This window comes from Malaciobacter canalis (assembly GCF_008000835.1).
Classification (GTDB): Bacteria; Campylobacterota; Campylobacteria; order Campylobacterales; family Arcobacteraceae; genus Malaciobacter; species Malaciobacter canalis.
The window spans coordinates 1,576,927-1,597,861 of the sequence record NZ_CP042812.1 but is presented as its reverse complement, the minus strand read 5'-3'; the positions used below and the strand labels follow the sequence as shown (position 1 = coordinate 1,597,861).

23 protein-coding genes and 1 tRNA gene are annotated in these 20,935 nt (G+C 25.9%); 6 read left to right on the top strand and 18 right to left on the bottom strand.

What is annotated here, in order from left to right:
• Positions 1-188: 188 nt before the first annotated feature.
• From ACAN_RS08015 to ectA, 4 genes are read right to left on the bottom strand one after another with little or no spacing between them, the layout of a single operon-like run.
• Complete coding sequence (locus ACAN_RS08015; protein ID WP_099333372.1) at positions 189-491, bottom strand: regulator of G-protein signaling domain-containing protein; 303 nt, start codon at positions 489-491, stop codon at positions 189-191.
• A 2-nt stretch (positions 492-493) separates the two neighbouring features.
• On the bottom strand, positions 494-889 hold the full coding sequence (locus ACAN_RS08010) for an ectoine synthase (protein ID WP_099310914.1): 396 nt from the start codon (positions 887-889) through the stop codon (positions 494-496).
• 3 nt (positions 890-892) lie between these two features.
• Positions 893-2,173 carry a diaminobutyrate--2-oxoglutarate transaminase gene (gene ectB, locus ACAN_RS08005; RefSeq protein ID WP_099333371.1) on the bottom strand — a complete coding sequence of 427 codons (1,281 nt, stop codon included), beginning with the start codon at positions 2,171-2,173 and terminating at the stop codon, positions 893-895.
• Positions 2,173-2,673, bottom strand: a complete 501-nt coding sequence (ectA, locus tag ACAN_RS08000) for a diaminobutyrate acetyltransferase (protein ID WP_099333370.1) — start codon at positions 2,671-2,673, stop codon at positions 2,173-2,175. The genes ectB and ectA overlap by 1 nt, the downstream gene beginning before the upstream one ends.
• Before the next feature lie 228 nt (positions 2,674-2,901).
• Here ectA and ACAN_RS07995 point away from each other — a divergent pair, with 228 nt between their 5' ends.
• Positions 2,902-3,900: an amidoligase family protein gene (locus ACAN_RS07995; RefSeq protein WP_099333369.1), complete on the top strand. Its 999-nt coding sequence runs from the start codon at positions 2,902-2,904 to the stop codon at positions 3,898-3,900.
• A complete protein-coding gene (locus ACAN_RS07990; RefSeq protein WP_099333368.1) occupies positions 3,882-4,559 on the top strand; it encodes a gamma-glutamyl-gamma-aminobutyrate hydrolase family protein in 678 nt (225 codons plus the stop codon). Before ACAN_RS07995 ends, ACAN_RS07990 begins: the two co-directional genes overlap by 19 nt.
• A 28-nt stretch (positions 4,560-4,587) precedes the next feature.
• Here ACAN_RS07990 and ACAN_RS07985 read toward each other — a convergent pair whose 3' ends face one another.
• From ACAN_RS07985 to ACAN_RS07960, 7 genes are all read right to left on the bottom strand, one after another.
• Positions 4,588-4,935 carry a hypothetical protein gene (locus ACAN_RS07985; protein WP_099333367.1) on the bottom strand — a complete coding sequence of 116 codons (348 nt, stop codon included), beginning with the start codon at positions 4,933-4,935 and terminating at the stop codon, positions 4,588-4,590.
• A 24-nt stretch (positions 4,936-4,959) separates the two neighbouring features.
• A complete protein-coding gene (locus tag ACAN_RS07980; protein ID WP_099333366.1) occupies positions 4,960-5,352 on the bottom strand; it encodes a NifB/NifX family molybdenum-iron cluster-binding protein in 393 nt (130 codons plus the stop codon).
• A gap of 144 nt (positions 5,353-5,496) precedes the next feature.
• The gene (locus tag ACAN_RS07975) at positions 5,497-6,456 is read right to left on the bottom strand and encodes a hypothetical protein (RefSeq protein WP_099333365.1); all 960 of its coding nucleotides are present in this window, start codon (positions 6,454-6,456) and stop codon (positions 5,497-5,499) included.
• 144 nt (positions 6,457-6,600) lie between these two features.
• The gene (locus tag ACAN_RS13990) at positions 6,601-6,762 is read right to left on the bottom strand and encodes a hypothetical protein (RefSeq protein WP_159445737.1); all 162 of its coding nucleotides are present in this window, start codon (positions 6,760-6,762) and stop codon (positions 6,601-6,603) included.
• Between the two features lie 187 nt (positions 6,763-6,949).
• Positions 6,950-7,034, bottom strand: a tRNA-Leu gene (locus ACAN_RS07970).
• A gap of 59 nt (positions 7,035-7,093) precedes the next feature.
• Positions 7,094-7,372, bottom strand: a complete 279-nt coding sequence (locus ACAN_RS07965) for an HU family DNA-binding protein (RefSeq protein ID WP_079578515.1) — start codon at positions 7,370-7,372, stop codon at positions 7,094-7,096.
• 120 nt (positions 7,373-7,492) lie between these two features.
• On the bottom strand, positions 7,493-8,071 hold the full coding sequence (locus ACAN_RS07960; RefSeq protein ID WP_079578513.1) for a class II aldolase and adducin N-terminal domain-containing protein: 579 nt from the start codon (positions 8,069-8,071) through the stop codon (positions 7,493-7,495).
• A 63-nt stretch (positions 8,072-8,134) separates the two neighbouring features.
• On the opposite strand from ACAN_RS07960, the gene rsmH reads away from it, so the two are divergent.
• The 3 genes from rsmH to ACAN_RS07945 are packed head-to-tail and all read left to right on the top strand — an operon-like array spanning position 8,135 to position 12,373.
• A complete protein-coding gene (gene rsmH / locus ACAN_RS07955; RefSeq protein ID WP_099333364.1) occupies positions 8,135-9,037 on the top strand; it encodes a 16S rRNA (cytosine(1402)-N(4))-methyltransferase RsmH in 903 nt (300 codons plus the stop codon).
• Entirely contained in the window at positions 9,030-9,284 is a 255-nt protein-coding gene (locus ACAN_RS07950) for a hypothetical protein (protein ID WP_099333363.1), read from the top strand. The genes rsmH and ACAN_RS07950 overlap by 8 nt, the downstream gene beginning before the upstream one ends.
• A complete protein-coding gene (locus ACAN_RS07945) occupies positions 9,281-12,373 on the top strand; it encodes an efflux RND transporter permease subunit (protein ID WP_099333362.1) in 3,093 nt (1,030 codons plus the stop codon). The genes ACAN_RS07950 and ACAN_RS07945 overlap by 4 nt, the downstream gene beginning before the upstream one ends.
• Positions 12,374-12,402: 29 nt before the next feature.
• Here ACAN_RS07945 and ACAN_RS07940 read toward each other — a convergent pair whose 3' ends face one another.
• Together ACAN_RS07940 and ACAN_RS07935 are read right to left on the bottom strand one after the other, a co-directional pair.
• The gene (locus ACAN_RS07940; RefSeq protein ID WP_099333361.1) at positions 12,403-13,695 is read right to left on the bottom strand and encodes a C40 family peptidase; all 1,293 of its coding nucleotides are present in this window, start codon (positions 13,693-13,695) and stop codon (positions 12,403-12,405) included.
• 52 nt (positions 13,696-13,747) lie between these two features.
• Complete coding sequence (locus ACAN_RS07935) at positions 13,748-14,908, bottom strand: TsoY family (seleno)protein (RefSeq protein ID WP_099333360.1); 1,161 nt, start codon at positions 14,906-14,908, stop codon at positions 13,748-13,750.
• A gap of 136 nt (positions 14,909-15,044) precedes the next feature.
• Between ACAN_RS07935 and ACAN_RS07930 the strand changes: the two genes are divergently transcribed.
• Positions 15,045-15,887 (top strand): GGDEF domain-containing protein, encoded by an 843-nt coding sequence (locus tag ACAN_RS07930; protein WP_099333359.1) that lies wholly within the window; start codon positions 15,045-15,047, stop codon positions 15,885-15,887.
• 29 nt (positions 15,888-15,916) lie between these two features.
• On the opposite strand, the gene ACAN_RS07925 is transcribed toward ACAN_RS07930, so the two are convergent.
• The 5 genes from ACAN_RS07925 to glmS form a co-directional block, all read right to left on the bottom strand.
• Positions 15,917-16,204, bottom strand: a complete 288-nt coding sequence (locus ACAN_RS07925) for a c-type cytochrome (protein ID WP_079578522.1) — start codon at positions 16,202-16,204, stop codon at positions 15,917-15,919.
• A 114-nt stretch (positions 16,205-16,318) separates the two neighbouring features.
• Complete coding sequence (locus ACAN_RS07920; RefSeq protein WP_099333358.1) at positions 16,319-17,893, bottom strand: AMP-binding protein; 1,575 nt, start codon at positions 17,891-17,893, stop codon at positions 16,319-16,321.
• Positions 17,894-17,902: 9 nt separating this feature from the next.
• Positions 17,903-19,084 carry a glutamate mutase L gene (locus tag ACAN_RS07915; protein ID WP_099333357.1) on the bottom strand — a complete coding sequence of 394 codons (1,182 nt, stop codon included), beginning with the start codon at positions 19,082-19,084 and terminating at the stop codon, positions 17,903-17,905.
• Entirely contained in the window at positions 19,081-20,445 is a 1,365-nt protein-coding gene (locus ACAN_RS07910) for a methylaspartate mutase (protein WP_099333356.1), read from the bottom strand. The genes ACAN_RS07915 and ACAN_RS07910 overlap by 4 nt, the downstream gene beginning before the upstream one ends.
• The gene (gene glmS, locus ACAN_RS07905; protein ID WP_079578493.1) at positions 20,442-20,849 is read right to left on the bottom strand and encodes a methylaspartate mutase subunit S; all 408 of its coding nucleotides are present in this window, start codon (positions 20,847-20,849) and stop codon (positions 20,442-20,444) included. Before glmS ends, ACAN_RS07910 begins: the two co-directional genes overlap by 4 nt.
• Positions 20,850-20,935: the final 86 nt, after the last annotated feature.

The window sequence follows — 20,935 nt, the reverse complement described above, 5'->3', positions numbered from 1 at the left end:
TAAATTTAATACTTCTTCTTTTGAAAAAAGGTTTTCAAGAATCATAAAAGATATTTCTTTATGATTCTTTAACTTTTTTCATTTATTGAGCATGTATCTATATTTTTTTACTAAAACCTATGTTATTTATACTATTTATAATCTTCTCATTTACACAAAATAGATAAAATCAATGATTCTTTTCATTCTTAAAGTACTATCTCTTTTTTATCTTTATTATTAAAAATTAAAATAAGTTTTTTTTCATTTTTGAGTATTTTTGAAATTTGAGTTATTCTTATTTTTTGATTTTTCTTAAAATAAGATTTTATTACTTCTTTTACAGTTTCAAAGTTTTGATTTTTATCAAATTCAAGAATAAGCGATTTATCACTTAAAATAATTTTTTGATTTGAGGGAACAAAAGATTTTTCAATTAAAAAATTGAAAAAATCTTTTTTTTGTTCTTTTGTTGTTTGATTTAAATAGTTTTCAATATAAAGAAAATACATTATTAATCCTCTAAAGGATAAACTCCATTTTCATCATGATTTTCAGTTCCTTTAATTGGAGGGTTGAATACACAAATTAATCTCATGTCTTCACTTCCACCATATAAGTTATGATCATCATGTTCATTTAGTGCATACATTACACCATCATAAATTTCATGAGTTTCACCTGTTTTTAAATCTTCAATTTTTCCATTTCCAGCTACACAATAAACAGCTTCTAAATGGTTTTGGTAGTGAATATGCGTTTTTGTATTTGCTTTAATGATTGTTTCATGAAAAGAAAATCCCATATTATCATCTTTTAAAAGCATTCTTCTACTTGTCCACTGACCCTCTTTAGCATGAACTTCTTTTTCAGTTCCTATAATATCTTTGTTTATATCTCTAATAATCATATATTAAAATTCCTCCGTTAATTTTTCTTTTTTGTCTACAACTAATTTTCCAATTGCAGTATCAAGACGATTAAGACCTTCTATCAATGTTTCTTCATCAATAATTAATGGTGGTAAAAATTTTATTACTTGATCTTCACTACCACAAGTTTCAACAATTAGATTCTCTTCAAATGCATATTTTGAAATCTCACCAGCAACAGAGTTGTCACCTTTAATTTCAAATCCATAAGCTAATCCTCTACCTCTAATTTCTACTTCAAAAGTATCTTTGTATTTTTCAGCAATTTTTTCTAAAGTATCTTTTAATAGTTTTTCTTTATATCTAACTGCATTTGATAAATCATCATTTTGCCAATAATGCTCAATTGCAACTTTTGCTGCAACGAAAGCTAAGTTATTTCCTCTAAATGTACCTGTATGCTCACCTGGTTTCCATTGGTCTAAATCTGGTTTTAGTAATACAATTGCCATTGGTAAACCACCACCAATTGATTTTGAAACAGTTACAATATCTGGATTTATTCCTGCAAATTCAAATGAGAAAAACTCACCAGTTCTTCCATTACCAACTTGAATATCATCAATAATTAATAAAATATCATACTCTCTACAAATAGATTCTAACTCTTGTAACCACTCTTTAGAAGCTACATTAATTCCACCTTCACCTTGAATAGTCTCAATTATTACAGCTGCTGGAATATCAAGTCCACTACTACTATCTTCTAGAAATTTTCTAAAAATAGCCATAGTATTCATATCACCAAAATAACCATCAAAAGGCATAAATGATACATTTGATCTACTAATATAACTTTCATCTCTGTAGTCATCATTTCCTGTTACTGATGATGAACCTTGAGTAAGCCCATGAAAACCATTTGTAAAAGAGACTACATTACTTCTTCCTTTTACTAATCTTGCAAGTTTTAGTGCAGTTTCAACTGCATTTGTTCCTGTAGGTCCTGTAAATTGAATTTTATAATCTAAGTTTCTTGGAACTAATATTGTGTCATTGAATGTTTGTAAGAACTCTTTTTTAGCGCTTGTTGCCATGTCTAAACCATGAACAACACCATCTTTTTGAATATATTCAATTAATGCTTTACTAATTAATTCGTTGTTATGTCCATAATTTAAAGTTCCAGCACCAGCAAAGAAATCAATATAATCTTCACCTTGTTCATTTGTTAAAATAGCTCCCTTTGATGTTTCAAATATTGTTGGGAAACTCCTAATATAACCTCTAACTTCTGACTCTAAATTTTCAAATATTCTCATTATTTTTTTCCTTTATTAAATGGGCCTATTTTAAATAGTACCTCTTTTTCATGACCTTCACTGAAATCTTCATTATCAAATAATACTGAAGTTTCAATATTTGCATCTAAGTTTTTCGCAAATTTTTCAAAAAATCTTTTTGATGACTCGTTATCTGGTGATATAGTTGTATGAATATACTCAACATCTTTACAAAATTCTCTATCAAGTATCTCTTGAAGTAATCTTTTAGCAACAGATTTACCTCTTGCTCTTTCATCAACTGCAACTTGCCAAATAAAAAGTACATTTTTTTCATTTGGTGCTAAATAACCAGATATAAATCCTATAGCATCATCATTGTCTAATGTTGCAACACTACAAGTATCTTTAAAGTATGTACTTTGTAGTAGATATAAGTATTCAGAATTTACATCTAGCGGTTTACATCTCTTAATTAAATTAAAGATATTTTTGCCGTCACTTTTTACCGGTTCTCTTAATTTAATTTCCGTTTCCATTCTTTATCCTTTTACATATTGAATGTAAAATAAAAACAAAATAAATGTTAATTATTTACATCTTGAGTGTAAATTTAGCATAATAAACTTATAGAAATATTAATTCAAAATGTTAAATTTAAACATTTTTTTGAAAAACTCAGTTTAAAATAGAAATTTTTCTTTAAGTATGTCTTGATATAATTCCTTATCATAAAATTATAGCATAATATTAAACAAGGATTACAAATGGGTAACTTTATAATGCCAGAAAATATAAATAATTATGAGGGCAAAGAAAGAAAAGTAGGTTGTGAACTTGAATTTTCAAATATAAATATGAATGAGATACTATCTTTACTAAAAGAAACATATTCATTAAAAGAAAAAAAAATAAACAGTTTTTTTTATAAATTGGAATCAGAATATGGTGATTTTGTTTTAGAACTTGATTTTGAACTTCTAACAAAACAGAAGATAAAAACAAATGCAATAGATTTTTTTGAAAAAGTGGGAATACAAATAGATGAAAAAAAACTTGATGAAGTTGAGAATATTTTAGGAACAATATCTAAAGATTTAGTTCCTTATGAAATAAGTACTCCTCCAATACCTTTGAGTAAAATGCAATTAGTTGATGATTTAAGTGCAAAACTAACAAATGCAGGTGCTCATGGAACTAAAAAAAGAGTCTATAATGCTTTTGGTTTACATATAAATGTAGAATTAGTTTCTTTAAAAGTAAAATCAATTTTAAATTATTTAAGAGCATATGTTATATTACAAGATTTTTTAAACAAAGATGCAAAGGTTGATATTGCAAGAAAAATCACTCCATATATAGATAATTTTCCAAAAGAGTATATTTTAAAGATTTTAAATAGTAAATATGATCCAAATATGGATGATTTAATTGATGATTATTTATATTTTAATCCAACACGAAATAGATCTTTAGATATGTTGCCAGTTTTTGCATATATTGATGAAAAAAGAGTTAGAGAAAAGCTACCAAAAGAAAAAATCAAACCAAGACCTGCATTTCATTATCGTTTGTCAAACTCTCTTATTGGTGAAGAAAATTGGAAAATATCAGATGAGTGGAATAGATGGGTGTTTGTAGAAAGCCTTGCAAATAATGAAAAAAATTTAAAACTACTAAGTACTGAATATATTGAGTATTTAAATAAAACAATAAATTTAAATAGATGGGATGAAAGAGTGGGAAAATGGCTAAAAAACCATTAATTGGTATATGCTTACCTAATAAAGGCAACTTTTTTGCAGAGTTGTTTATTAGATTTAATCTATATTTATCTGGAGCTAGAAGTGTAAGTTTAAGAGCTAATAATCACATATCAAAAGATAAAATTGATGGTATGATATTAAGTGGTGGAAGTGATATAAATCCTGTTTTATATGGTGGAAGAAAAGATGCACATAACACAAAACTAGATAAAAAAAGAGATGCTTTTGAACTTGATATGATTTCATATTCGGTAAAAAGAAAAATACCAATTTTTGGAATATGTCGTGGAGCACAACTTTTGAACATATTTTTTGAGGGAGATTTATATCCAACAATATTAGATTTTGATGAATATATAATCCATCAAAACTCTATATTTCCTATAAAAGATGTATATGTTAAAAAAAAGAGTAAACTTTTTGATATTTTAAAAAAAGATAAAATCAAAGCAAATAGTATTCATAATCAAGCAATAAATAAAGTAGGGGAGTCTTTAAAAGTTACTGCTGAACATGAGGGATTAATTCAAGCAATAGAAAAAAGAAATTATCCTTTTATGCTTGCTGTACAATGGCATCCTGAATATCTTTTTTATATAAAAGAACACAGAGAACTCTTTAATGATTTTGTTAAAGCTTGTAATGAAAAGAAAAATTAAAAGTTTTGTGCGAATTTTATAGTAGAAACTACTCTCCATTTAAAACAGAAAGAACTGTTGATCTGCTAGTTTTTAGTTCTTTTGTTATTTTAGTAATATTAATATCTCCATTTTGTGTGTAGTACTCTTCATCATCTAACATTTTTAATATCATATCTTTTTTTTCTAGTATTTCTTTGGATGTTTGTTTTGTCTTAAAAGTAAACTCTTCTTCACTCATATAAAGAAGAGCCTCTAAATCTTTTTTTATAGTAGCAATAGTAACTTTTAGCTCTTTTGCTAACTCTTTTGGATTATCAATTCCTCTATTTAATAGTTCACGTAAAGCTATTCTTCTAGTTTTAATTTTACGTCTACGATGATATGAAATTTTCACTATTATTTCTTTATGACTTCTTGTTTATATAAACTTTGAAGACAATTCATTTAAAATTTTAGTTGATTCTAAAGAATCGCCATTATATTTTATAAGTTTAATACCCTCACTAGTGAATGATCTTGCTGTGTTTTTACAAGCTTTTTCTACTACTATATAATCACACTCTTTTAAAACTCTTCCCATTTTATTGTGTTGTTCAATATGCTCAGCATCATCATGTGAATGATCACATGCATGATCAGCTTCTGGATTAGTATGGTCTATATCATTTCTTGGGTTTTGTTTTATTTCATCTAACTTAAATGATTTAAACATTCCTGAACCAGTCATTGTGTATACAGCAAACTTTGGAGTATGCCCTGCATTTGGGAAAAAGTTTAAATTATCATCTTTTACTGGTATTGCTATTTTCATTTTTTTTCCTTGAATTTTTATTTTTACTATTTTATCGCTGTATTTTTATACAAGCATTAACTTTTTAATAAAGTATAATTTTTTATACTCTTTAGAAATAAATTTAAAATTTAACTCTTTGTGTACAAATTTTTGCTTAATAATCTAAGAGTTTTCATATTTAACATATTTATTCTCTTTTTCAAAATAAATTTTGTAAAGAGTTAGGAATTTTTTTAATGCTAAATTAATCAAATCTAAAATATCAACTATTAATAAAGAACTAAAACTATCAAGAAAAACTAAATCGCCATTTATATATCTATAAATATATATTTTTGCATCAATATTAGAGTTGTCATATAATACTAGTGAGTATTCAGGCATTAGTCTAACATCTTTTATTAGCTCTTTTATCATAGTAAAATCAAAAATTTTACCTTCATTTGTATTTGGTATTAAGTACAAGTTTTTTTCTATAAAGTCAAACTTTTTACCACTAAACTCTTCAACAATATAGTAATTTTTTAGAAAAGATATATTATGTGTTTCTGTACTACCATCAATAAGTTCAATATCTATTCTTTTGGTATTGTCAATTATCTCTACAATTTCACTATCGTGTATCTCATTTTTTATATCAACTTCATTTAAATTATCTTCATCTTCTGGAATAATTTTTAGTGATAAATTTTTTGTACTTATAAAATCTTCTAATTTCTTGTAAAAATCAATATATTTTATGACACTGTTTTCATCATTTTTAACTATCTTTAATGAACCATTATTTAATAAAAAATTATAAATTTTTTTAGAATCATCAAAACCTTCATTTAAAATCAATCTCAAGATAGTATATTGTGAGTTTAAAAAAACTTTATTTATATTGTGTTCTTCATAAGCTTTTTTAAAATATTTTAATAGAAAATTTCTATATGTAAAAACTGAAATATCAATATCTAACTCTTTTTTAATTTTAGTAACTTGCTGTTTTAAACTATTGTTTGATTTTAGATACATCATGATTTTATCTTTATTTGTTAATAAAATCCTATCTCTATCTTTTAAAAAATCAATTTCTTCTTGATTTAAAAAATCACATAAATTATAAATTTCTTTTTCCATCTAAAAGCCTTTATTATAAATAAAACTATTTTAAAACAAATAATGATATTATTTTAACAAAATAAAACAAAAAATAAAATAAATAAAAGATATTTTAATATGATAATATTTGTTTTTATTTGATTTTATTTTTTGAAGATTTGATTATTCTTGATTTATTGTTACTGACCAGTTTTTGTATTTTGGATTTGTTCTTATATCATCAATCTCTTTTTGATTTAGGTTTAGGTATTTCATAGCTTTGCCATCCCAAACAATACAAGGATAAGTTTTCTTTTTAAATATTGATTTAATTTTTTCTAACATAATTACTCCTATTGGTAGATTTTATAAATTAGTGACTTGTATATTACTTATATTCTTTAAACTATTGATTAATAAAGTATTATTTAAAGTTTTGAGACATTAAAAAAATTAGTGTCAATAAATTTGGTATTAAGATTTGATAAGTTTAGAAAGTATTTTAAGTGTTGATTTATTATTTAAAAGTAGATGGTACCTGTGGAGGGACTCGAACCCTCAAGACTTAAGTCATCGGATTTTGAATCCGACGTGTTTACCAGTTTCACCACACAGGCTTGATACATTAAAAAAAGCCTATCCAAATAAATGGATAGACTTTTAAACGATGCGATAACTATTTATTAGCTACTGCTTCTTTTAAAGCTTTACCAACTTTAAATTTTGCAACTGTAGTAGCAGGTACTGTTACAGTTCTATCTGTTCCTGGAACTTTTGCTGTTCTTTCAGCTCTGTCTGAAGTTGAGAATGTTCCAAAACCAATGAAACTTACTGTATCTCTTTTAACTAAAGTCTCTGTAATAGTATCTAATACTGCGTCAACAGAATTTTTTGCGTCTTTTTTTGATAAACCAGCTTTTGCAGCTACTGCATCGATAAATTCAGCCTTGTTCATAGAAGAACTCCTTGTATAAATTAAAATGTTATCAAACTTTATAGTATTTAACCTTTAAAAAAGCTAAAAGTATGCGTATATTGGGCTTTTATAGATAATATTTTAGAAAAATTTAATATTTTACTGGTAAGATGACCTAATACTTAGCAATCTACAACTATTTTCCATGATAGCAATTTTCCTTACAAGTTCATTTATATCTCTATCATATATATACATACCAACGCCTTTTATTATCATTACATTTGTGTGCGATTCTTTTAAATATTTTGTAATTTCAAGTGCGTTTCTATCATACCATGAATCATAATTGCCTGGATTAATTATAGGAACTTCACCAAAAGTTGTTTTCCCAAAGTAGTCATCAAAAACAATTAAGTCATGATCTAATGTATATGCTGTTGTAAAAATTGGTACTCCAAAAGCAATATATTTTGCTTCATGTATATTATTGTATATAGTTGCATGAATATGTGATTCTATACTTGCAATATTCCATCTATAATCTTGCTTAGTTGTACTTAAATGACAAAATGAATTTTCGCTCATCTCATCAAAAATTGCATCTGATGTATTTATTATAAATGAGTTGTGATCAACTTTTGCAGATATAGCCCCATGGTATATCCCAAAAAAATTTTTCCTAAACATTGTTAGGGATAAATTACTTAATAATTTTACTATCTTTGTATTAATCATTTTAAAATGCCTTAAATCAAAATTTAGGTATTATATATAAAATTTAATAAGGACCTTTTTAATATGGATATTCCACATGTTCCCGTCTTATATCAAGAGACCTTAGAAGCTTTTGCTGATATTGAAGATGGATATATAATTGATTGTACAACAGGCTATGCTGGACACAGCTTAGGAATAATTTCTCAAAATGAAAATATAAAATTAATATGTAATGACCAAGATGATGAAGCTTTGGCTTTTTCAAAAAATAGATTAAAAGATTATGGAAATAGAGTTATTTTCAATAAAGGTAACTTTGAACATGTTTTAGACAAGTTTAAAGATTATAATATAAAAGGTATTTTAGCTGATATTGGTGTCTCTTCTTTGCAACTTGATAAACTTCAAAGAGGTTTTGGTTTTGAAAGTGATACTTTAGATATGAGAATGGATCAAACACAAGAATTAGATGCAAATATCGTTGTAAATAGCTACTCTCAAGTAGAATTAGAAAATATATTTAAAGAGTATGGGGAAGTAAGAGAGTATAAAAAAGTTGCTTCATTAATAGTAAATAACAGACCTTTTAGTTCAGCAAAAGAGCTTGCAGAGTTTTTATATAAAAATATGCATAAAGGAAAAATTCATCCAGCAACACTTCCTTTTCAAGGAATAAGAATAGAAGTTAATGATGAATTAGGAGTTTTAAAAAGATTATTTGAATCAATTGAGTTAATAAAACCAAAAAATTGTATCATTGCAATAATCTCTTTTCACTCACTAGAAGATAGAATTGTAAAAAATTATTTTAAAAAATGGACAAAATCTTGTGTATGCCCACCAGAAGCTTTTAGATGTACTTGTGGAAATGATAATGCTTTAGGTAAGATTCTTACTAAAAAACCAATCACTCCAACAAAAGCAGAAATAAAGCAAAACCCAAGAAGCAGAAGTTCAAAATTAAGGATTTTTAAATTTGATTAGGCTTAATGCTAGAAATTCATTAATTATTGCTTTTAGTTTATTAGCTATAGCTTTGTTATTGTATATTCCAAAGATTTATCTAACAAATAATATATATTATGTAAGTAAAGATGTAAATAAACTTTATGCACATTATATATCTTTAAAAGAAGAAAATCGATTTCTAGCACAACAACTTGAAGATATGAAGTTTAAAAATCAAATTGTTGATTCCCTTATAATAAAATCACTAGAAGAGAAAAAATGATACAAAATTTGATAGAGTTTGCATTAAGAAAACCAGTGCTAAATCATATGTTATTGGTTTTTTTACTTGTCATATCAATTTTTTCATATAATAACATTCCAAAAGAGATTTTTCCTCCCTCATCACTTGATGCAGTTTCTATAACTGGCTCGTATAGTGGAGCTAGTTCTGACTTACTTGATAAAATCGCTGTTGAAGATATTGAAGATGAACTTTTAGGTCTTAGTGAAGCAAAAAAAATTACTTCTGTTATTAAAAATGGTTTTTTTACTATAAAAGTTGATTTAAAAGATGGAGAAGATCCAAATTTAGTTGTTGATGATGTAAAAGATATTATTGCGCAAGTTAAAACAAATCTTCCAACAGATATGGATGAACCAACTGTTAAAACGATTGAACATACTTTTCCTTTAATTACAGTCTCTTTATACTCAAAGGATGGTTCAAAAAATAAAAATCAATTACTAGAAATAGCAGATGATGTAAAATCAACGATTATGCAACTAAAAGATTTATCTGAAGTTACTGTATTTAGTAAAACAGATAAAGAGTTACTTATTAGTTTTGATGAAAATAAAATTGAAGCATTGGGCTTAAATAAAGTAGAAGTAATAAATGCTGTACAAAAAATAAGCTCTATTTTTCCAGTTGGGATTATAAAAGATACTTCAAGACACTATTATCTAAGTACTTTCAATGGTCAAAAAGATATTGAAAATATAAAAAATACTATTTTAAAAGTAAGCAATAAAAAATTATATTTAAAAGATATTGCAAATGTTGAGTTTCAACTTGCAGACGTAGATGATATATCACATTTTAATGCCAAAAGAAATGTTGCAATAGGAATAAATAAAGGTTTTGAGGGTGACTCAATTGAATTAGTAAAAAAAATAAAGCAAATTACTAAAGATTATGAAGAAGTTTACTCTGATATTGAGTTTGATACTTACATTGATACTTCTATTTGGATTAAAAATAGACTTAATACTGTAGTTTCTAATATACTGTTTGGCTTGATTTTGCTTTTTATTGCTTTACTTTTATTTATTAATGTAAGAATTGCAATAGTTATTGCAATTGGTATTCCAACTTCTTTTATGATTGCTTTAATTGGAGCAGATTACTTAGGTTATAGCTTAAATATGCTTTCACTTTTAGGAGCTTTAATTGCCCTTGGAATGCTAGTAGATGAAGCAATTGTTGTTGCAGAAAATATATATAGACATATGGAAATGGGTAAAGATAGATTTACTGCTGCACGAGATGGAGCTTTAGAGATGTTTCCTGCTGTTTTAACTGCAACTGCAACTACAATTTTTGCATTTTTACCTATACTTATTATGAGTGGAGAAACGGGAAAATTTATGCAAATACTTCCTATTATGATAACAATACTATTATTGTCTTCTTTACTTGAAGCATTTTTCTTTTTGCCATTGCACTCAATGCAGATTTTAAAAGTAAGTAATGAAAATAGAAGATCACATAAAGTGTGGGATTTTAATAAAAAATTATATGCAAAAGTTTTAGATTTTTTATTAAAAGGTAAATATCTTACTTTAGTTATTATGATAAGTGTAATATTTTCAATAACATTTATTTTATTTAAAAGTTTAAAATTCCAGTTTATGCCATCATTTGATACTACACAAGTATATATAAGTGGTTCAGTAGGTGTGGGAAATAAAATTGAACAAACAGAAAAATCTGTTTTAAAAATAGAGAAGTTATTACTTAATAGTATAGATTTTGATACAGAAGTAAGTTCTATTAGTTCTGTTATTGGAATGAAACTTGATGGAAAAAATCAACCTCAAAATGAGGAGTTTTATTTTCAACTTTTTGTAAACTTAAATGAAAGAGCACCACAAAACTTTTTTGATAAGTATATAAATCCATATTTATCACCAAAATATGATGACTCAAATATGATTAGACAATCAAGCGCACAAGAATTGGAAAAAAAGATTAAAAGTATAATAGATAAAAATATTGATACTTCAAAGTTTGATGAGTTAAAAATCTTTACTCCAAAAGCAGGTATTGTTAAAAATGATATTGAAATAGCAGTATCAGGAGAAAATAAAAAAGTACATGAAGCAGTTGATAAGTTAAAAAAGAAGCTATCTTCAATAAATGGAGTTTCAAATATAGCAGATGATGCACTTTTGGGAAATTTTGAATTAAAATTTAAGGTAAATAGATATGGACAGCAAATAGGAGTTGATGAAGAGACTATTCTTAATCAATTAAGACCTTTTTACTCAAAAGCTGCTTATTCAAAAATGTTTGATAAAAAAGGTATTGTTGAAGTTGTCTTTGAAAGTAAAAATAAAGATTTATTAACAAGTTTAGATAGTTTTGAAATAGTATTAAATGATGGAAAGAGGGTACTTTTAAAAGATGTGGCTACTTTTGTGAAAATACCTGCATACTCTCAAATATTTAAAGAAAATAATGAAAGAATTACAAGTGTAACAGCTTCTATTACTGATACTACATCTTCTGATGTATATGAAGAGTTAACACCTGTTTTAAATAGTTTAAAAGGTGTAGTAAAACTAGATATAAAAGGTGAACAAGAAGAGAATTCAAAGGTTCAAAAAGAGATGGCAGAAGCTGCTTTAATAGCGATTATTCTTATTTTTATAGCTCTTGTTTGGATGTTTGATTCTATGGTTAAACCACTAATAATTATAAGTACTATTCCACTTTCTATTTTAGGTGTATTAGTAGGGCATGTAATAATGGGAATAAACCTTACAATGCCAGGACTTATAGGTATAGTAGGACTTGCAGGAGTTATTGTAAATGATGGTATTATTATGATGGATTTTATTAAAAAAGCAAAAACATTAAAACAAATGGAAGAACAAGCTTTATTAAGATTAAGACCAATTTTACTTACTTCAATTACAACAGTTTTAGGTTTGAGTTCTCTTATTTTCTTTGCTTCAGGACAAGCTTTAATTCTTCAACCTATGGCTATTGCATTAGGCTTTGGTATTTTATGGGCAACTATTTTAAATCTATATTATGTTCCAATGGTGTATAGATTGATTTATTTAAGAAAGTGTGAGGAGTAGTTATATTTAAGATAAATTTTAGAGTTTTTTTATTTTTCATCTAAAATAATAATACCCTCAACTTTATCTAAAACAGTATTTGTATCATCGTAAGTTTCTAATTCTTTTCCAAACTCTAAACTACTAATTATATTTTTCCCAATTATATTTCTTCCTTTTTTATTTAAAAAAACTCTTGTTTTGACTCCCCAAACATTATGCATAACCAAAGGTTCACCTTTTATATTTCCAATATAAAGCATAATATGTCCTTTTAGATATATTAAACTTTTAAAGGCTTTAGCATTTTTTAAAATAAACTCTTTTTTCTTTTTATTTGTAAAGTTTTTTATTTTGTAGTATTTGCCATTTTTGATTTGTTGTTTTGAATTTCTATCAAGATATATTCCAAAACTTGAGAAAAAATCTTGAGTAAAGCTTGAACAATCTCTAAATCCTAAAATACCACCCCAACCATACTGCTCTTTTATAAGTTCTTGTGCAATTTTTGTAAGATTTTTATTATTAAATTTCAAAGGTTTTAAAGAGATGTTTTCTTTGTTGATATTAACAGTTTTAATAAATGCTTTTTGATTTGATTTTTTTGCTGCAATAAAGAATTTATCTTTTTCATATGGAAAAATAGTTCCTAATTGTATATTTTCTATAAAATAGTTTTTATAGATATTAAATTTATCTTTTACTGCAACTGCATAAGTATTTGTTTTAAATTTTTTTATAAACTCTTCATCAACAAAAGCAATATCTCTTATATCTATCCAACCATAAAAAGAAGAGGTTTTTATAAAAGCCCATGCTTTATCTTTTGATAAGTGAGATACTAATATAGGTGTGTTAATTTTAATAGAAGAGTTTTGATTATAATCAAAAGGAAAACCTTCTCCTGCATTATATGGATTATAAAACATCATTTGTTTTGTTGGTAATACTTTGATATTACTATTTTTAATTGTAATTGCTTTTTGAAGCTTTGATTTAAACTCTTTAAAGTTAGAGTTTTGTATTTGTTTATCAAACCACTGTTTTGATGCTTTTGAAAAATTTTGTAAATAGATATCTTTTTTTTTGTATAAAAAACCCCAAGACGCAGCTCTTTTGCTTATTTTAATAGTAGGATTATTCCATACTTCAAAATACTTATCATAAAATCTTTCATTATATGTATTTTGATTTTTAAATTCAAAAGATTCATTTTGTAAATACTGTTTTGGATTTTGAGAGTAAGTTTTAAGATCTTGGATTTGTATATTTTTATTTGAACAAGCTGTAAAAAATGTGATTATAATAAATAGAAAAAAAGTAGGTTTTAATATTTTACTCATGCAGTTACAATCTCCTAATATAATTTAGCAGATTGTAACACAAGCTATGTTTTTAAAAGTTGAATTTTCTTTTTAACTTAAAGAAATAGACTATTGTTTTATATTGAATAAACATAAAAGGTATCATTAATACAAAATAAGCAACTGAGTATTTTGTAACTACATCATTAAAAGTTAATCCGAAGTTTATAAAAAACATTCCAAAAACAAAAAAAGCAACTCCTGGACAAATTAGTGCAAAAGATACAGGTGAACGGTCTTCACTTTCAATATATTTTTCAAAATATCCAATTTGTTTCATTACTTTATAACCTAAAAGACCAAATATAATTTGTAGTGATACAATTACAGATGTTAGTGTAAATAGTGATGATTTAGCAAGTGGTGCATTAAAGTGATGGTCTAATCCAAAGCTAATTCTAATCATAGCAATTCCAAGAAGTGTTAAAATTGGTAATATTATCCAAAGTGATGGAGATGCTTCAAGTGAAATTCCTTGTTCAAACATATTTTTAAAACCCATTGTTAATTTTATTATTAACAACAATATTGAAATTGCTGCAAAAAATAGTGAACCAAAAATACCAATTGCATTTATTGTAAGATTACTACTCATAGCTCCAGGTGCTGCATAACCTACAGATACCATTGCAAAAGCAAAAATAGAAATCATTTGTGACAAGTTATTATTTTTTGTAAAGTCAAAATCTCCTGTTGTGATAATTCTACTAAAATAATCAATAAAGATTTTCAATGCAAAATATCCTGCAACTGTAAAGCCAATTAATGCAAAAGGAAACATATATTCAACAATACTCCATAAGTTTGGTACAAATACAGCTCCTAAAACAAAGCAAACATTAATAGTCATTGCGTATGTTAATGGAATAGTCATTAAAGAAACTTCACCATTTGATGAAATTAAACTTTTATATTTATCTGTTTTTTTAAACTCTAAAAACTGTTTTGTATTCCAAATTAAAAATTTAAAGTGAAAAAAAGCAAAAACTATGATAAATACCAAAGAAAAAGCTATAACAAAAGATAACCATGAACCTTCCATAAGTTTTGGAAAAATTTGTTCAAATATAGGCATTGGAGTCTCTTTATGTGGTACTAAAAACATTAAATACATAAAAAATGATACAGATAATCCGCCTGCTCCAAGTGCACCCAGAAAACACATAGGTGTAAATTTTTCCCTTAAGCTCATATAAGAACTCCTTATAATTGATTTTTAATATATTAGTAAAACTAATATTAAAAATCGATAAAATTTAATATTTGTTTTTCTTATAATTTATTTTCATGATTTTACTTATTAAGTATTTTATTGCTAATATTTGATTATGTTTAAAATTTCTATAGATAAAAATTTATTTGAAGATATATTATTAAAAAAAGATAAAATACTAAAAAAAGATGCATCAAAATATTGGAAAAAAGAGTTAATAGAACCTATAATTAAAGATGATAAGATATCTTATACTATTAAGCAAGTTGATAAACTTATATTAACTAATGGCTTAGGTGAAGATAAACCCTCAATAGTAATAGAGTGCAAAAAAGTTGATTATAGTACAAAATCTAATCAGTTTGAATTTAACTTAGGTAAAATCTATGAACAAAAAAATATCGAAATTGAAGAGGATTATAAAGATACTTTAATTGAACAACTATTAAAAGAAAAAGCTATTTTAGAAGAGAGTATAAATAAAGATGCTTTAACAAAAACATATAATATAAAAAAAATGCAAGAAGACTTATCAAAATTTCAAGAACAAGAAAACTCATATTTATTAAATGCAGTTTTAATAAATATAGATAAATTTAAAAATATAAATAAAACTTTTGGATATGAGTATGCAAATAAAGTATTAGAGTACTTAGGTACAAAACTTTTAAATTATGCAACTATTTTAAATGGTGAAGTATATAGATATGATTCAAAAGAGTTCTTAATACTTTGTTTTTGTAAAAAAGAGTTTTTACTAGAAAATCTTAAGTCTTTACAAGCTGAAATAAAATTTCAAAGAGTTTTTCATCCAAATAGACCTATTGATGTAACTGTAAGTATGGGAGTTTCATTTTTTGATAACTGTTTAGATAAGAATGAGTTTATTCAAAAAGCAAAAGAGGGTGTTATTTTAGCAAAAAATAAAGGAAGAGATAGAATCGAATTTATAAGATAATAGCAAAAGCTACTATCTTACAAAAAGAATTATTTTATGATATGATTAGCTAACGCTTCAATATCAGCATCACTTAAAGAAGCTACTTGACCTTTCATTAGACCTTTCATTGGTCCTCCATAAGATCCATCTTTGTAACCTTTCATTGCTGCAATAAAATCTGCTTTAGACATATCTTTAATTATCTTACTTTTACCTAAAGCTACTTTTTCACCATTTGCCCCATGGCAAGTTGCACACTTTTTATATAGTGCTGCTCCATCAGAAGCAAATAATGCACATGCGAAAAGCGAAGTTGCAATCAAAATTTTTTTCATTTTTACAATCCTTTTTTGTTTTATTAGGTATTTTATATAAACTATTCTTTTAAAGCTTTGATTTATATCAAAAATTAAACCAAATTTAAGAATAAGAGCTTATTTTATACTCATTTAAATATTATTTATAATATTTTGTTTTAATATCTCTTTATTTATCTTATTTTTATCACTTGGAACTAATGGTAATGATTTATTATAAATAATTTTACTAGGTATCATATATGATGCTAGATGATTTTTTAACTCAAATAAGATTTCATTTACAGGAATTTCATTTTTACTTGAATAAACCAATACAATCTCTTCTTCAATCTCTTGATTTTGTATAGAAAAAACTGCACACTGTTCAATTTGAGGAATATTTTTTGATACAACTGATTCTATTTCATATGGGCTTACTCTAAAACCTCTTGTTTTTATCATATCATCTCGTCTTGAGACAAAGTATAAGTAACCTTCCTCATCTTTATATACATAATCACCACTTGCAACAACAATCTCATCACAAAGTTGTCCCTCAAGGTTGATTACATTTTTTAAGATATCAATAGATTCAAATCTCTCTTTTGTCTCAACAGGAGCATTCCAGTATCCTTTATAAATATATCCACCTCTATGTATAAGCTCTCCTATCTCCCTTGGTTTACACTCATATCCTTCTTCATTTATAACATATAGCTCAACATCTGGAATTGCTTTTCCTATTGAATCTGGTCGAATCCAAATTTGTGATGGTTTTAAATAAGTTGATCTAAAAGCTTCTGTTAATCCATGCATCGAATAAAATTTTGCATCTGGAAAGTACTTATCTAAATCTTTTAACATCTTAGCAGTTACATTTCCTCCTGATGAAGTTATAACTCTAATATTTGAAAGTAATTCTGCACTTGGAAGTTTGTATTCATCTTCATCAAACATTTGGGTTATATTTATTGGCATTAAAGGTAGTACTGTAACTTTATCTTTTATTATATGATTGAAAAAATCACCCGCTAAAATAAATCTATGCAGTGCTAGAGTAGCTCTTTTATATAAAGAACAAAAGATTTGATTTAATCCATAATCAAGATTAAAAATAAGAGTTCCAGAGATTACATCTTCTTCTTTTAATTTTAGATATTGAGATACAACTCTTGCTGAGTCTATTAAATTTCTATGAGAAATTACTATACCTTTTGGTTTTCCAGTAAGTCCAAAAGAGTAAGTAATTACTGCATTATCATGTCCATTTACATCACAAGTATAAGGTTTGTTATAATATTTATAAATCTCTTCAAATGAAGCTAAATTGTGCTCAGTTCTTTCATAAGAGATGATTTGTCCATCAAAGTTACTCTCTTGAATCTTTTCAATTTTTACTTTATCTGTAATAATACATTTTATATCACAATCATCTATTATATATTCAACTTGTTCAGGTTGAAGAAGTCTAGTTAATGGAACTAGAATATAATCAGTTGAAAGAATTGCAAGTATTGCTATTACTTGATCAATGGATTTTGTTGAATAAATACCAATTCTACTATCTTTTGGTAGGTCAAGCTCTTTTAGATAAAATGCTACTTGATTTACTCTTTTAAATAACTCTTCGTAAGTTATTTTTTTATCATTATGTACTAATGCAATTTTATCCTTATGAGAAGTATTTGCATCTTCTAAAAGTGTTCTTATACAATTTATAGACATTTTATCTCCTTATTTTTGTGTTATACCTAAAGTCCAAATTTCATAATTGCTATCTAATACAATATTTGGCTTTATTTGTGAATTTAAGATTTTTTTATAAAAAAATCCTACAATATCTTCAACCTCTTCATCTTTTAAAACTTTTGTAATACCACCTGTTAGTACGATTGATTTTAGTAGGTTTAGTTTTAGATGAATATATTGAGGATGGGCTTCTGAAACTTTATATAAAACTAAAAATATTGCTAATTTCATTAATACTTTTATAGCTTTATCACTTTGTTCTTCAAAAATATTTTCTGTAACATTCATATTGGCTAATAGTTCGTAAACAAACTCGTTGTTTTTTGCTGCAAATATTAAAGACTCTTTTGATTTAAAAACACCTAATTTTTTAAATACTAATCTGTCATATTCGTTATTTTTTATCATATTGTCATTTACTAAAGTAGTACTATAATGAATATCTGTTGTCGCACCTCCAATATCAACTAAAATAAAAGGATCTGCAACTTTTAACATATTATTTATAAGGGGTAAAGTTTTATTTACAATATATGGAGTTGGATAGATTTGATTTGATGTAATATCATATAAATGTTTGATATCCTCTTTTCCCATAATATCAGCTTGATAAAGGTTTGTTAAATACTCTTTTAATTCATCTTCATTTACTTGAAGTTTATTATTAATAATATTTGGCAAAACAACCAAGTTTTCAATTTTTTTAGATAATTCTTCACTGTCATTTTTATTTCCTACATAGACAATATTAGAGTAGCTTATTTGTTCTAAATAGTTAAATAACTCTTCATCAAAAAGCTTGCTAACACTATCAATACCACCTGCTATTATAACTACATCAATTAAATCACTAGGAATTGAAGTTGTTTTTATATCTTGATATAAAACTGTATCTATTATATTAATACCAGAATTAAATGCAATATTTGTAGCAAACTTCAATGAAAATGAATTACTTGTACCAATAATAAGTGTACTTAAACCACCATTTGCAGAAGAACAAATGTAAATATCCTCTTTTTTATATTTTTCTAAAATTTCATTACATTTATACTTTAAATCATCAAATATATCTTTGTTGAAATCTCTAAAGTGTTGTTGTAAGTTTTCATTATCACTAACTTTAAAATAGGTACTTCCTATATCTATTAATAACTTATTTTTCATTGCATAATCCCTATATCATGTATAATATCGTTTACTATTGATGTAGCATCTTTATTTAAATTGCATTTTGATTTTTCATATTCAAAACACTTATCACTAATAGGAAGATTACCTCTTTTTATAATTCTTATGTTTTTATCTTTATCTCTTACTGTTACTACTTCGTTGTTATTTATAATATGAGGAGAGAAGGGTACATCTATTGTTCCATTTTTGATTGAATTAAAAACTTTTCTCCATAAAGTATCAGCACTATCATTGAAAACAGCTTCCATTATACTTTTTACTTCTTGTGTTAAAATCTCTTCTTCTTGTTCATTTACAATATTTGGTAAACCTTGCAGTATTCTAAGTGTATATTGTGTATTTGCAACAGTTTTTGCATTTGCTTCTTTTGTAGGAATACCAAAAGCTTCATCCCTTGTTTTTGTGATGATTTTATCTGCTTTTACTAAAGCTGCAATTACAGTTGATGTATTTATAAGTGACTCTGAATAATCTTTGTTTGATGGAAATGCTCCCATCCATTGATGATATACAAGGTTGATTTGTGCATCTTCACAATCAATTTCTTTTGCATAATATTTAGCCATTTTTTTCAAAACAGCACTTGTTACAATATCTTGATTTACTGAACCTGTTTGAGAAAAAGAGACTGAAAATGATTTAACACCTTCTTCTAAAGATAATAACATCTCTAAAAGTTGAATAACAATAGTAATACATGGTGGAACTAAAGTTGCTGTTAAAGGACCAAAAGATTCTCTATTTATTGGTTCATTTAGTTTTGAGTAGTTTGCACATACTCTTTCTACATATTTCCAATATAAAAAAGCTTTGTCTAAAGGAAAGTTTTTTGAATAAGGTAAAAGGTAAGTAATTGGACCACCCTCAATCTCAAAAATTCCTGAAGCAATAGCTGTCTCAATTAACAACCTTGCATCTGGTGTTCCATGTCTTAAACTAACTGGTTTATCAAAATGAGTAATCATTTTTCTTGTAGTTCTATATCCATGATTTACAAGGGGATAGCCATTTAGCATATCAACTTCATTCTCTTCACTTAATCTTAACATTTTTTTTGCCATTGCATAGTCATTAAGTCTTGTATTTGAATCAATTGTTAAAGGTAAAACATCAACATTTGCTTTAACAAAAAATTCATTTAATGCAAACTGTTTTTCATAAGTTGGAAAACCACCTCTTGGTTGTACTAGCATTTTATTTTTATTTTTAAAGTTGTGGGAAATAAATAGATTTTTGCTAGCATTTTTTACAAACTCTTCAATCTCTTGAAAATCAAAGCTGTCTGCATACTCGTTTTGAACTATTATTTCTCTCTCTTCTTGCAGTAAACTCATCTATTTGCCTTAATATATTTTTCTAATTCATCTAAGCCTGTATTTAAATCAACTTGGTGAAAAACTAAATCAAATCCATAATCTTTAAACTTTGGCACAATCTCTTGTGTTGTTTTCTCTCCAACTGCTAAGTTTCCACCTAGCATAAAAACAACATCTTTTAATTGCTTATATTTGGATTTTAGAATATTTAGTTCTCTACACCAACCCTCAGCTTCACCATTTAGTGATGAGATTAGTAATATATTAGCATCTGTTTCTATAACTGCATCTATAAACTCTTCAAGATAAGTATTAACTCCCAAATTAAATACTTCAAAACCTCTTGCTTGTAGTGATATTTCAATAAGTCTGTTTGCTACTACATGAATATCATTGCCTACTACTCCTGTTACTACTTTCATATATAAACCTATTCTTTTTTTTCATGTGTAATTATTATTATAAGAAAATATATTAGCTTATTTTTGGTAAATTTAAGATAAGTAAA